Here is a 13,742-nt window from a genome sequence, read left to right on the forward strand (position 1 = left end):
CGATAGGTTAAGAATCAGCCAGCAGTTGTCGATATATCGATACGCTTTCATCATCATAACAACTGAAGATAATTTCTCTTAACGACTCTGCACTATTAGCAAACATTCTGCAGACGTTCACAGCAATAACCGCAGCCTGTTGCTTGGGATAGCCATAAACACCGGTGCTGATACACGGAAAAGCAATACTTCTTAGTTGTTGCTGCTCGGCAAGCTCGAGGCTGTTCAAATAACAACTGGCCAATAACTCAGCTTCATTCTCATTACCACCATGCCAGACGGGGCCAACCGTGTGAATGACGTGTTTAGCAGGAAGGTCATAGCCTTTGGTTATTTTGGCTTCACCCGTTTCGCAACCGCCCAAGGTTTTACACTCTTCCAACAATTCAGAACCAGCGGCACGATGAATGGCTCCGTCCACTCCTCCACCACCAAGCAAACTTTTCTTGGCCGCATTGACGATAGCATCGACGTAAAGCTGAGTAATATCACCTGCATCCAGTCGTAACTTCATTCCTTCTCCCTTCTTGCTTTTAATACATTATTGATAGAGCCTTTCGTAGGTCTCTCTATCTATAGCATATTCAAGAGCTTCAATATCAAATAGAGTTAGCTTTTTGCTAAATGACTCACCTAAACGTTCGGCAACCTTTATTGATGCTTGGTTTTCTGGCTGTATCAGGCTGATTATCCGGTCTAGATTCATGACCTCGAAACCATATCGAATGGCTACTTTGGCGGCTTCAGAAGCATATCCTTTACCCCATGCGTCTCTATGCAATGACCAACCTGCTTCAATGGCTGGCCAACCTTCTGGCTTAAGGAAGCCTGCTCGTCCAACAAACAATCCCGTACTTCTCTCTTCAAGAGCCCATTGCCCAAAACCATTGAGCATCCAATGACCAGCCATAGTTGCAATACTCCGCCAGGCTTCGTGGCGAGACATTGGTTTACCCGAAAGAAGGTAGCGTGTCACATCAGGATCTGCCATCATTTCATAATAGCGCTCTAGATCGGACGATTTGTAGTGTCTAAGGATTAGGCGCTCGGTTTCAAGCACTGGCAATTGAATAATGGTATCTTGGTAAGTCTTCACAGAAAATTGAACTCGCTAGTATTAAGTTACACAATAGTTAATACAATCTTACAAAAGGCAAACGGTAATGAACACTTTATTCAAACACTTATTATTATCGGTATTGGTAGCGTTCAGTTTTGCAGCAACGGCAGAAACTGGCTGGGTTGGTGCGCTGGCACCAGACTTTAAGTTGCAGGACCAGAACGAGGAATGGAAAAGCCTTGAGGATTATAAAGGCCAATGGCTGGTACTGTATTTCTATCCTAAAGATGATACGCCTGGCTGTACCACGGAAGCCAAAAACTTTAGAGATGGTTATCAGACAATCAGAGATTTGAATGCTGATGTTGTGGGCATTTCATTGGATGACGTAGAGTCACACAAATCCTTTGCCGATATTTACAAGCTTCCCTTCAGTATCTTAGCGGATGTCAATAAAGAGGCATCAACAGCTTATGACGTTCTTGGTGGTTTTGGCCCGGTCGAGTACGCTAAACGCCAAACGTTTATCATCGACCCGGCTGGCAACATCGTTTACCACTATGATGATGTTGACCCAGATACTCACATGACAGATGTTGTTGCAAGATTAAAAGAACTGCAGGCAGGCCTAATCGAATAACTGATTAAGCCACCTTAAAGCTCTTTTTGGGTTCAAACTGAATAACTCTGTCGTCGGAAATATCTAACGACAGAGTTTTTTGTTCCATCAGCTCTTTGAGTTGTTTTTCTTCAACTTTAAAGTATGAAGCAATATCACTGTCTGTCACAACTGCAACTAACTTGCGACGGCTTTTGCCTCTAAATCGTAACTCATTAACTTTAGCCCAAGCTAAGAACACCACCCCAAGCAATACAATGACCTGTAGGTATATCAATAAAATATTGGCAAACTCTTTATAACCACCGAGTTCAATCATGTGGTCATAAAATAGTTCAAACCCAAAATACCAGGCAACCAAGCTAATTAGCGGCTGCCACAGATAAAAAATGATAGCCCAAAAAATAAAAGTAACACTTAAGTAGGTCACCTTATGATGTGCTTTTAGTGAGTGGGGCTTATCAATAATTAAATCATTCATCTCTAATTCCTCTATCGGGACTTTTCCATGTAGCTCGAATTCCCTCTTCTCTTAGTAATGCCTTCGGGACCCCCACGATCACGGTGATAACATTGATTAACCAATAGGCTAGCGGGTACCAGATCATCCAGTAGTAATATTTGCCCAAGCCTTTATCGTATGGACTATCAATTGCCAAACTAACTGCAAACTGCATTAGACAGGTCATGGCCAACATGACACCATTCCAGCCTGGAATGATGGTTCCAATGTGAAATGGCTCTGGAATATTGATTACAAGACCTAATAGCCAGAGTACAAAAATTGCCGCAACAACATAGCTCCAAACTGCGCTGGTAATGTATTCAGCAGCAACAATCCACATCCGACGGCTACGCCATTTGAATAGCTGTTTGAAATAACGCTTAAACACTTCCATACCGCCCTGCGCCCAACGCAGCCTTTGTCGCCACAATCCTGAAAATGTTTCAGGCATTAAAATCCAGCACAAAGCATTAGGCTCATAACGGACTTCCCAGTGGTTCAACTGCATCCGCCAGCTGACATCAATGTCTTCCGTAATCATGTCAGTGGTCCAATAACCAATTCTGTGTAACGCAGATTTTCGAAATGCAGAGACTACCCCTGAAACAGTAAAAATCCGTCCATAAATTCTCTGCGCACGTTTAATTAACCCAATGATTGAGGAAAACTCACCAACCTGAATTTTGCCCAATAATGTCGAGCGGTTTCGCACTCTCGGATTTCCTGTAACAGCCCCTACCCTGGTTCCGCCATCATTAATAAAATGGCTTACTAACCAATGAACTGCATGTGGTTCCAGAATCGCATCGCCATCAATACCTACAAGATATTCATATTTTGAAAGCATGGCTGCCATGTTCATGGCCATTGCTTTACCCTGATTAGACTCAAGGTGTATAACACGCAAGTTTTCAAATTCTTCACTAAGCTCATCTAGAACTTCACGGGTGTTATCAGTACTGCCATCATTAACCGCTATGACCTCAAAGTTTGGATAGGTCTGCTGAAATAAGCGCTCAATGGTCTCGCGCGCCAGTTCTCCCTCGTTGAAACACGGCAATAAGATGCTAACACCCGGATAACTTTTTAACTCTGGTGGCTCAAGGTAGGACTTACCTGCTGCGTGCTCCCAGTGAAAGCGATAATAAATAGCGCCAATCATCCACACGTAAGCCATGAATAATGGGTAATAAAAGGCAAATGAAAAAATAGAGCTCATCAAATCATTCATAAACCGCCTCCATTTGTGGGAAGGTGTTAATAGAGACGCCTTTAATGATCTGCTCTAACTCTGGGTGGTTATTGATAAAATCATCTGGATAGTAAGCAATGTTGATAAAGCCCTCCAATATAGCCTGTTTAACTTGCTCTAACAGAACAACATTGGGAACTGGCTTCTGGTTAAGCCAGTCATACGCTTGTAATTCAATCACCACTTTGTCTTTATTGACCTGTTTATCAATATGCATCAATAAATTCATGAACCATGCTTGCGGATCAGCTGCCTGCTCCATAAATGGCATTGCCATGACTGCACTGAAGTCATAAGTCTCGGCAAAAAGTTTTAAGTCTTGAGCAAACCATCTTTTCGCCAAGCTGTTGATGATTGGTTGAGCATAAATATTTCTAGCTGTGATTGTTTCACCATTATGATGTCGAACAATCTCAGCAAGCTCTACAGTGAAATCAATTAAGGCTTTTGTTTTTACTTCTGTCCAAGAATCTATCATCTGCTCAGAACGTAGCTCTTCTGCCAACTCAAACATCAGACCTTGAGATCTGTAGTAATCAAGCGCTTCTGGACTTACGTCTTCAAAGTCGGTGAGAAAAGCATCATCATGAAAAATCACACCTGCAAATGCACTATGCTTAGCCAGATCGTGATAAATATCCTTTATGACCTGTCTTGATGAATCATCAAAGATGGACAAGCGTTGATAATTATTTGCAGAGAGTTTAATACCGCTTTCAGTTAACTCCCTAACACCATGACTTTGATAAAAGTCTGTTCCCAAATCAAAAGCCATAACTGGCATCCAGGCTAAAACTTTCACGTTGGAACGTGTTTTAAGTTGCCAGGCAACTCGATTAAATAAATCGGCTCTCACAGGTAAATGACGATTCGGAAAATATAGAGCCGATGCATTACCGTCACCATCCGGATCAGCAAAAGCCTGCAAATAAACATGTGTGATATTTAAGGCTTTGACTCTCTCAAGCAGTAAACTTAAATTCTTATGTTGCTGAACTGGATCAGGGTCATAGACATAATCAAGATCAATATGAACAGCACGATGAGGTGTTTTGTAACTGTATGGCTCAAGAATAAGTCCCAACTCAATATCGGAAGGATCACCACTGATTAAGTGACGTTGAATATGGCTATCATTTACAGCATTTTTTCCTTGCTCCAAAACCAAGGACTGTTGGTACCCTATGGATTGGGCAAGTGACCAGCTATACTCAGAGTAACTACCATAGGGCCATACAATCGCGCGTGGAGCCTTACCTGTGTTCTGCTCGATTAAGTCATAACTGGTTTTTAAGTCTTTAATGATTCTCTTCTGGAATGCGGTATCAGTCTCATAGCTTTCACTTGAGAACTCTCGGGTAGTCGCTGCAGGTTGAGTATTTCCTTGCGGATTTGCTTGCAGTCCTCGGTGCATATCATGGCTATGCGATGCAATTTCAATTAAGCCCGATTGCTGCATTTCTCGTATCTGCTGCCAGCTTAAAAAATCATCCGCAGGCTTTTTTACGCCGCCATAATTTACAGGCTCTTCGCTTTCAATCCAGCTGGTAACAACGGCAAAGGTTGCCGGATAGTTGTACAGCTTCAATAGCGGGAAAATCTGGGTATAAAAGCTTTTATATCCATCGTCAAAAGTCAGAAGAACTGCTTTCTCTGGCAAAGATTGTTGTCCGCTTTTTGCCTTAATAATTTCATCCAGGCTAACAACCGTATAACCATTGTCTTTAAGCCACTCGAAATGTTCTACTAAATGGCGAGTTGTAACGGTACCTTCATCTGTTTGTTGTAGTGTCAGACCATGCGGCTTAACATCGTGATAACACAAAGCGAAGAAGTCGCCATTAGTCCGAATTAAAGAGCTACTGGCAGCTTGATTATTGGCTATCGTCTGTACGGGAAATAGCCAAAGAAATATTAATAGACAATAAACTGAAAAAGTCTGAAGACGCATCAGAAAGTCACTCCATAACTTAAATTATAATCGGGTCCAGACTCTGTTTGACCGTCGTAAATACGCTGCTTATAGCCAATTGAGTAGTTCAAGAAGCTGCGTTTGCTTAATTGCCACTGATGCTGATAGCGAGCGCTCCAGATATCACCAGAGCTAAAGTTTTTCTGTTGATAAATTCCTGCTTCGAGGCTAATCCCATGCCATAAAGACAAGTCAGAGTACTTGTAAAGCAGGTGCTGATAATTGGCGGTAAGAGAAAAGCCTAGTGCAGACTCTGGATTAAAATAGAGACGGTCCGTATCTTCGCTGTTTTCTTCAAGGTATAAATATTCGTTCAAGCTAAAACGCTGCTTGAATGACTGAAATAAACCTTGCGAACCAGAGATACTGAAAGTTTGACGCTTATTACCATCTGAGAAATCAGACTGATTCCAACTGGCTGAGTAACTTTGCTTGTCGCTATGCCGATAAGTTGTGCTAAATGACTTTAGATCAGAACTCACACCACTATAGAATGCTCTGACCGGTGTTTCTTTATTAAATGACTGATAGCCAGCATTAAAGCTTAAATAGTCACCATGGAAATACTCAATGCTACCAGCAAGTTCAGCACTATTAAGCTCTTCCACTTTAAAGAGCTCAAGCTCCGATATAAAACTCTTGGATATATATTGGCCGCCAATACCAATTGTCATAATGTTTTCATTGTCACCAAAAAAACTGGACTGATTGTTTTGCGCTTTGCTAAACATTCGCCAATGATGATTGAGTAATTGACTGTAGGCAGCCAGCTCAAAGTTTCTGTCATTACTGGAAAACTGCGAACCACTGGAGTTACCACCTGAAGTTGATGCATAGAAGCTTGCATCAGTGGCAATATCATAATCCTCAATTAACCTCTTAACGGAATTGTTGCGTTCTTTTTCAGGAAACTGTTCGATTAATTGATTAGCTTCATGAAACTGTCGATAGGCAATAAAATTATAGGCACGGGATATTTCAAGCGGAAGATAATCTGGGTCGGTAGCCTTAATGAGAGTTAGTTGCTGGTTAGATCGTTTAACAAATCCTCTCCAGCGTAATACATTCGCCAGATTGTATCGGTACTCATTATTATTAGGTGCAACGGCCAATAACTTCTGCAGTGCATCCTCTGCACCTTCTAAATCATTGGTGTAGGCTTTGTGCATTGCCTGCATCAAAGCAACAGTCTGATAGTCAGGATTTGGCTTTTTAATTTGTTTGTCAGCAGAATATAACCAAGCTGGACTTTGACTGATAAGTGTCTCTAGGTATTCCTCAGCGGTGACGAGCGCACCAATATCTAAAGCCGCATAATAAGCTAACTGCAAAGCATCTTTATTACTGGCTGCGATCTGATTATTGTTAAACCCATTATCAATAACATCCAATGCGTTATCCGGCTCTTGCTCTGCAAGGTAAGATTCAGTAATTGAAAGTACTCCATGATCTGGCATCTGAGGAACTAGATGATTCTGCTGTTGAGCGAGACTGATAACTTCCTTGTGTCGTGTGAGCGCATTTAGCAGTAGAACTCTATCAGCGTATGCATATGCTAATTGCTTATCGGTAGTCGAGTCGCTTCCTTGCAACAGCTTCAGGTACTCATCGTTGTTATCAAATGCTTTATTGACCAACTCTTCATTTTCACGAGAGCGGCCATCATTGGCAATTCGACGAATAGATTTAGTATTTTGCGCAGCTCTAAGCTTAATCCAGTCTTCAGTAAGGTATAGTTCTGGCGAACTCTCCATTGCTCGACTTGCAGGAGCAATCAAACCAAGCTCAAGCAAATTCAGCGTTTTAAGACGAGTAATTTCTTGGTCGTCTTGCGCCAGCTCCAGCATTTTGTCATAAACTGAAACCTTCTCCAGAGTTTTGTTATTTTGCTGGTTATATAGAAATGCTAATAAAGATAATCCCTCCTCATTCTCAGGCTCAACAGCCAATACCTTCTGAATATAAGCTTCTGCCTGAACGAAATTATTCTCACGAATGGCAACAGCAGCCAAGCCTAAAATAGCGTCATAGTATTGAGAGTCATCTTTTAATATTTGTAAGTAGAGCTTTTTAGAAAGCGCATAATTGCCGGTTTCGCGGGCAGATATAGCTACCGCGTTTAAGGCATAATGAGGCAGTTGCTGATTAAGCAGCTGATTTGAGTAATAGGACAATGCATCACTAAACTGGCTATTCCAGGTCAGTACAGTGACATAGTCAGCCTGCAATTTACGGTGTTTTGGGAATTGGTTGAGGACTCTTCGATAGATAGCTGCTCTATCAGTGAGGTCTGGGTATTCTGACTTAGTTTTGGATGCCCAAAGATCATAATCTTGCTCGACTAAATTAATCGACAAGTCATTATTGAATTCATCAAAAGCAGTATTTCCTTTTACTGTTGCGTCAGGAGTTTCAGCGATTTGTGATCGCTGCTGAGCCTGAAAGCCATAAACTGGATATAAGATAAAGGAATAAACTGCCAGTATAAGTACCAGCTTAGTTTTCAACGCGCATCCCAAATTTATTTATGATTCTATGCAAGCGCGCATTGTACTGAGTTATTTTTAAGCAGCAATAAATTTTGTGGACTAGATCAAGGTTTTCTCAGTGGATTCATGAAACTAAAGGTCGATCTTGTAAAACAAGCTGACAGAAGTGACTTTCTTTATGGCCTGCTATATTAGCCTTTAAGTTGTCGGATATCATCAATAATGGCCTTAGGCTGACAACTTCGTAACATCTCAATGGTATGAGCGCCAAAAGTTACGCCGATGCTCGGCATTCCAGCCTTTCTAGCCATTTCCAAATCAAATGTCGTATCACCGACCATTACCGATTGCTCAGGGCTGGTTTTGGTGTGAGCCATTAATTTATTAAGCATTTCCGGATGAGGCTTACCCTGTGCTTCATCGCTGGCGATAGTCACATCAAACATTGACTTCAGTCCAGAGTCATTTAATACCCTCTCAAGGCCTTCTCTTGCCTTACCGGTCGCGACTGCAATTAAATGCCCCTGGCTTTTGAGATGCTCAAGGGTTTCAGCCGTACCTTCAAATAGCGGGCTTGGGGTTGGATCACCTTCCACGTATTGGTAACGATATTCTTTAGTGATCCAGTCGTGATCGTCAACTTCCGGGAATAAGCGTCGGTAGCACTCAGTTAGATTTAGGCCAATTATACCGCGCACATCATCAACGGAAGGGACAGGCAATTTTAAATTTGTAGCCGTTGTCTGCATTGCTGAAACAATCCGCCCTGTTGAATCCATCAAAGTACCATCCCAGTCAAAAACAATTAATCGGGTTTGCTTTGATATCATCGACGTAAATACTCCAACATTTTCTGTAAATCTTCCGGTAAAGGAGCCTCTACCTTAATAGCCTTGTCTTCAGGAGTCACTTTAAACGTCAAGGAATAGGCATGAAGGAACAAACGTCCTGAGAGACCTTGCTGTTTGAAACGCTCAGTTATCTCATCATTACCGTATTTAGGATCACCAACTAATGGGTGCCCTGCCTGCTGAGCATGGACACGAATTTGATGTGTTCGACCGGTAACAGGCTCTGCTGATACCAGCGTAAAGTCTTTAAAGTTTTCGACAACACTGAATGAAGTTAATGATGGTTTACCACCCTCGGTCACTCTAACAATTCTTTCGCCTGACTTTAAATGATGTTTCGCCAACGGATAATCAATATGTTTTAACTTAGCAGGCCACTTACCTTCCACTAATGCCCAATATTGCTTACTCATCAGTTTCTTTTGCAGCTGTTCATGCAAAAAGCGCAGCGTACTTCGTTTTTTAGCAATTAATAGACAACCTGAAGTATCGCGGTCAAGTCTATGAACTAGCTCTAAAAATGGTGCCTCTGGTCTTAAGGCACGTAGCGCTTCGATAACCCCGAAACTCATGCCGCTACCGCCATGAACTGCCATACCATGCGGCTTATTCAATACAATCAGGCGCTTATCTTCATACAGAATAGCGTTTTCGAGATCCTGAACGATATTCAGGTTAACAGGGACTTCTGTTTCAGTATTGGTGGTTTTGACAGGCGGGATACGTACCGAATCCCCCTCTTCAATCTTGTATTCAGCTTTAACGCGCCCTTTATTAACACGGACTTCGCCTTTTCTAAGCATTTTATAGATACGAGATTTAGGAACGCCTTTCAGCTTTTTTAGCAAAAAGTTATCGATGCGCTGACCAGCTTCTTCAGTCTGCACTTCAACAAATTGGACTTTTGGACGGGATTCATTGTTCATCGGGCGCAACTATACCTGAAAACACGCCAAATCAATAGCTTAAATCAACAAAAGATTGCCCTGTATATATAAGCAGTCTATAATGCCGAACTGAGCTATATGCTCCGAAAGAGCGCCTGGTGTCGCTCCTTCCGCCTTAAACAAGCAAAGCTTGGGTCTGTTACCAATAGGCCTCTAAGGAAAAGGAAGCAAACAACATCTTATATGTAGGTATTTAATCAGCACAAACGTTAGACAACTCTAAACAAGAGATGAGAAACGTAAAAGCTGAAATACCATAAAAGTTGAAATGATTTTATAAAGCCGGTCACCGGAAAATAGCAGAATTGTAGAGTAGCATAACAAACGTTTATAAGAATAAACGTTCACGTTACTTGGTTAGTTTGGCTTCTTTCGCGCACAAAAAGCGGTAAGACGTGGAATAGCCAAACAGGAAATCAATAGGTTTAACAGTCAAATTAGTGATGAAAAGGCAGTTTAAGATACTGAACTTACAGAAACTCACAATAAAAACCCCTTGTTTTTAAAGGCTTGCTGGGTTTTTAACCCCTATTCCTAATATTCTTGCTAACTCTTCCTGTGTCCGCAGAAATTGAGAGTTAATAACAAATGAGACGTATGTTGATTAACGCAACGAATCATCATGAAGAGTTGCGTGTTGCGCTGGTGGATGGCCAGCGTTTGTATGATTTAGATATCGAACTGGCAGGAAGAGAACAAAAAAAAGGTAACATCTACAAAGGCAAGGTCACTCGTATCGAGCCGAGCCTTGAAGCCGCTTTTGTGGACTATGGCGCAGAACGCCATGGCTTCCTTCCTCTAAAAGAAGTCGCCCGCGAATATATGCATAATGCCCCATCGCGTGGTCGCCCTACCATTAAAGATGCCCTTAAAGAAGGCCAGGAAATCATTGTTCAGATTGATAAAGAAGAGCGTGGTAACAAAGGCGCAGCCTTAACTACATCAATCAGTCTGGCCGGCAGTTACCTGGTTCTGATGCCAAACAATCCTCGCGCTGGCGGTATATCACGCCGTATCGAAGGTGAAGAGCGTGCCGAACTTAAGCAGGTTATGAGTCAACTTCCTGTACCTAATGGTATGGGCTGCATCGTTCGTACCGCAGGTATTGGCAAAAGCCTCGAAGAAATCCAATACGATTTCAACTACTTGATCGATACCTGGAATGGCATTAAACAAGTTGCTGGCACCCGCCCTGCTCCTTTCTTAATTACTCAGGAATCTGACGTAATCACTCGAGCAATCCGTGATTATCTGCGTCCTGATATCGGTGAAATTATCATTGATCGCCAGGAAGTTTATGAGCGTGTAAAAACTGAACTTCAGTACCAGCGTCCTGACTTTGTGAACAAGGTTAAGCTGTATCGCGATGAAATCCCTTTATTCAACCGTTACCAGGTTGAAAGCCAGATTGAAAGCGCCTTCCAACGCGAAGTAAGACTTCCATCCGGTGGCTCAGTCGTTTTTGACCAAACAGAAGCTCTGTTATCAATCGATATTAACTCTGCCCGCGCAACCAAGGGTGGAGATATTGAAGAAACGGCTCTACACACTAACGTAGAAGCTGCTGAAGAAATTGCCCGCCAATTACGCTTGCGTGATATTGGAGGCTTAATTGTTATCGACTTCATCGACATGGGGCCTCCCCGTAACCAACGTGAAGTTGAGCGAGTATTAAAAGAATCAGTTGCTCGTGATCGCGCAAGAATTCAGATTGGTCGCATTTCTCGTTTTGGTTTGCTAGAAATGTCACGCCAACGCTTGCGTCCATCATTGGAAGAATCAAGCCAACACGTCTGTCCACGTTGTACTGGTTCAGGCGTTATTCGTGGTACCGACTCACTGGCCCTTTCTATTCTGCGTCTAATGGAAGACGAAGCAATGAAAGAGTCTACCGCAGAGGTTCAGGCTTTAGTTCCAGTAGAAGTTGCCACATTCCTGTTGAATGAAAAGCGTCGAAAAATCGAGCAAATCGAAAAGCGTCAAAAAGTTCGCCTGGTGGTAGTACCAAATCCTTACCTGGAAACACCTCATTATGAAGTGTTACGCGTCAAAGCTGGCGAAACCTTAGAGGATGCCAGCTACAGTCTAATTGGTGATGCGCCACAGGTTGAATTGGTAAGAAGCAGCACTCAAGCAGCACCTGCAAGTGATCAGCCAGCACTAAAAGGCGTTAAACCAACGACTCCACCGCCAGCACCAAGTAAACCAGTCAAGAAGAAAAAGCCCGGTCTATTTAAACGACTTTGGACTGCTTTATTTGGCGACAGTGATGACAAGAAAAAGAAAACCAAAAAATCACAAAATAACCGTGGTAAATACGACCGTAATAATCGTGGCCGTAATAACCGCTACCAGGGTAAAAAGCGCAACAACCAGAAAGGCCGTAATCAAAACCGCAATCAGCAGCAGGAACAGCGGGATGATAAAGAGAAGCCGCAACAAAAGTCTGGTGGTCGCCCACAAAAGAAACAACAAGACAAGCCGCAAAGAAAACAGCAGGCTGCTCATAAACAAGAACCAAAGCATGAACAGAAAAAAGAGCAGCAACCTGAAGCTAAGCGTCCTCCGCGTAAAACACGTGCTGAGCGTATGGCTGAAGCTCAACAAGGTAATAAGCCAGCTCAGGAGCAACAATCAAGTCCTAACAAAGAGCAAGCTCAACAACAGAAAAAACCTTCAGTTCGCTCAGCGATAAAAGGTAAACAGCCTCAAGCTGAAGTTGCTGAGAGTAAGCCGGCTACAAAGCAAGGTAAAACTGGTAATGAAAAACCTGCAAAGGAACGCACTCCTAAGAGTAAAGCTCAAGCAGAAGACATTATTGTGTATAAAGCCCATAAATCTTTAGAGCGCAGTATTACTGACGTTATGGGTTACACTAAAGACAAAAAGGCGAGTAATGTAGAACCAGATGCACCTGCGCAACAAGCAGCTAATGATTCTAATATTGAGCAGTCTACTTCATCTAAGCCTAAGGCAGCATCAGAGCAAGTCAAAGCTGAGCCTGTTGCTAAAACATTAGATGCAGAAACTGTTGAGCCATTTGTGAATAAAGATGTTGAAGCGGCAAATGAGAAACCTCAACCAAGCTCTGACATCCAGCAAGAAGCTAACTTGGCAAAACCATCTCCTGAAAATGATGATAATGCCAAAAGTAATGCATCTAAAGCAGAGTCGGACTCTAGCCAATCAACTGAGAATTTGGTTGCAAAGAAACATGAATCAACTCATGCTTCAGCGCCAATGGCAAAAGCTGTAACTACAGATACAGTCGTATCAGCAGCATTCACGCCAAAGCCTTATCAATTCTCAGATAGTGACATTATCACTTCTGATATTGAAGACAGCAGTGATAAGCACAGCAACAGCCCAGCAGCTAAAACCAGCTCTTTAAGTGATGCGTAAAAGCTAAGGGTGAGATAGAAAAAAAGGAGGCATAATCGCCTCCTTTTTTATTAGATATACACTTTTAGTAAAAAGTCATTGAGCAATCGTTATCAATCTTTGGTGCACATTTCCTTGTTCATTCTTGATGTGAAAGATGGCACCGTAATCATTTTCTGCTAAAAAAACTTGAGTATCCTGTTTCAAATCCTGCCCTGCAAAAGTTACCTCAAAATGACCTCCAAAAGAAGTAACTATACTTGGAACAGTGTTTGAGTGGCCGATAATCATAATACTCTTACCACAGTATTCCTTATAAACTCTCTCTACAAGTAATGGGTTATTGCTTGGATCGTAAATATAAACATCAAAGTCATATTTTTTCGCTGAAGGATTTATTGATTGTTTAGTTCTAAGATAATCAGTGGAAAAAGCGGCATCAATCTTACTCATGAATGATAGTTCCGATAATTGAATAGCCATTTCCTTGCCAAGAATACTAAGCTCTGGATCTTTATTAACAGGTAATTCTGTTGATACCTCTTTAGGCAGATGTCGCATAACAAAAACCTCGTAGTTTTGACATTCTGCGGTTTCTTTAGCCAACAATGAAAAGCTAGTCAATAAGCCAGAAGCTAGCAAAATGGTTTTTATTGGCTTCATTCA

The 13,742-nt window shown here is 42.1% G+C and carries 11 protein-coding genes; 2 read left to right on the forward strand and 9 right to left on the reverse strand.

The features are described 5' to 3' along the window. Positions 1–7: 7 nt before the first annotated feature. Both B158_RS0108815 and B158_RS0108820 read right to left on the reverse strand, forming a co-directional pair. Positions 8–514, reverse strand: coding sequence for an O-acetyl-ADP-ribose deacetylase (locus B158_RS0108815; RefSeq protein WP_018625009.1), 507 nt, complete (start codon positions 512–514; stop codon positions 8–10). Between the two features lie 27 nt (positions 515–541). Further along, positions 542–1,096, reverse strand: a complete 555-nt coding sequence (locus B158_RS0108820; RefSeq protein ID WP_018625010.1) for a GNAT family N-acetyltransferase — start codon at positions 1,094–1,096, stop codon at positions 542–544. Positions 1,097–1,163: 67 nt separating this feature from the next. Between B158_RS0108820 and B158_RS0108825 the strand changes: the two genes are divergently transcribed. Beyond that, positions 1,164–1,700, forward strand: a complete 537-nt coding sequence (locus B158_RS0108825; protein WP_018625011.1) for a peroxiredoxin — start codon at positions 1,164–1,166, stop codon at positions 1,698–1,700. A gap of 4 nt (positions 1,701–1,704) precedes the next feature. On the opposite strand, the gene pgaD is transcribed toward B158_RS0108825, so the two are convergent. The 6 genes from pgaD to rluC form a co-directional block, all read right to left on the reverse strand. Next, the gene (gene pgaD / locus B158_RS0108830; RefSeq protein WP_018625012.1) at positions 1,705–2,160 is read right to left on the reverse strand and encodes a poly-beta-1,6-N-acetyl-D-glucosamine biosynthesis protein PgaD; all 456 of its coding nucleotides are present in this window, start codon (positions 2,158–2,160) and stop codon (positions 1,705–1,707) included. Beyond that, complete coding sequence (gene pgaC / locus B158_RS0108835) at positions 2,153–3,415, reverse strand: poly-beta-1,6-N-acetyl-D-glucosamine synthase (RefSeq protein WP_018625013.1); 1,263 nt, start codon at positions 3,413–3,415, stop codon at positions 2,153–2,155. Before pgaC ends, pgaD begins: the two co-directional genes overlap by 8 nt. After that, on the reverse strand, positions 3,408–5,387 hold the full coding sequence (gene pgaB / locus B158_RS0108840) for a poly-beta-1,6-N-acetyl-D-glucosamine N-deacetylase PgaB (protein WP_018625014.1): 1,980 nt from the start codon (positions 5,385–5,387) through the stop codon (positions 3,408–3,410). Before pgaB ends, pgaC begins: the two co-directional genes overlap by 8 nt. Then, positions 5,387–7,915 carry a poly-beta-1,6 N-acetyl-D-glucosamine export porin PgaA gene (gene pgaA, locus B158_RS0108845; RefSeq protein ID WP_018625015.1) on the reverse strand — a complete coding sequence of 843 codons (2,529 nt, stop codon included), beginning with the start codon at positions 7,913–7,915 and terminating at the stop codon, positions 5,387–5,389. The genes pgaB and pgaA overlap by 1 nt, the downstream gene beginning before the upstream one ends. Positions 7,916–8,088: 173 nt before the next feature. Further along, on the reverse strand, positions 8,089–8,727 hold the full coding sequence (locus tag B158_RS0108850) for an HAD-IIIA family hydrolase (protein ID WP_018625016.1): 639 nt from the start codon (positions 8,725–8,727) through the stop codon (positions 8,089–8,091). Continuing rightward, the gene (rluC, locus tag B158_RS0108855; RefSeq protein WP_018625017.1) at positions 8,724–9,674 is read right to left on the reverse strand and encodes a 23S rRNA pseudouridine(955/2504/2580) synthase RluC; all 951 of its coding nucleotides are present in this window, start codon (positions 9,672–9,674) and stop codon (positions 8,724–8,726) included. The genes B158_RS0108850 and rluC overlap by 4 nt, the downstream gene beginning before the upstream one ends. Before the next feature lie 609 nt (positions 9,675–10,283). On the opposite strand from rluC, the gene rne reads away from it, so the two are divergent. Continuing rightward, complete coding sequence (gene rne, locus B158_RS0108860; protein WP_026309335.1) at positions 10,284–13,097, forward strand: ribonuclease E; 2,814 nt, start codon at positions 10,284–10,286, stop codon at positions 13,095–13,097. A gap of 75 nt (positions 13,098–13,172) precedes the next feature. On the opposite strand, the gene B158_RS0108865 is transcribed toward rne, so the two are convergent. Beyond that, positions 13,173–13,739 (reverse strand): histidine phosphatase family protein, encoded by a 567-nt coding sequence (locus B158_RS0108865; RefSeq protein WP_018625019.1) that lies wholly within the window; start codon positions 13,737–13,739, stop codon positions 13,173–13,175. Positions 13,740–13,742 lie beyond the last annotated feature (3 nt).

The sequence above is a fragment of the Kangiella aquimarina DSM 16071 genome (genome assembly GCF_000374105.1).
Taxonomy (GTDB): Bacteria; Pseudomonadota; Gammaproteobacteria; order Enterobacterales; family Kangiellaceae; genus Kangiella; species Kangiella aquimarina.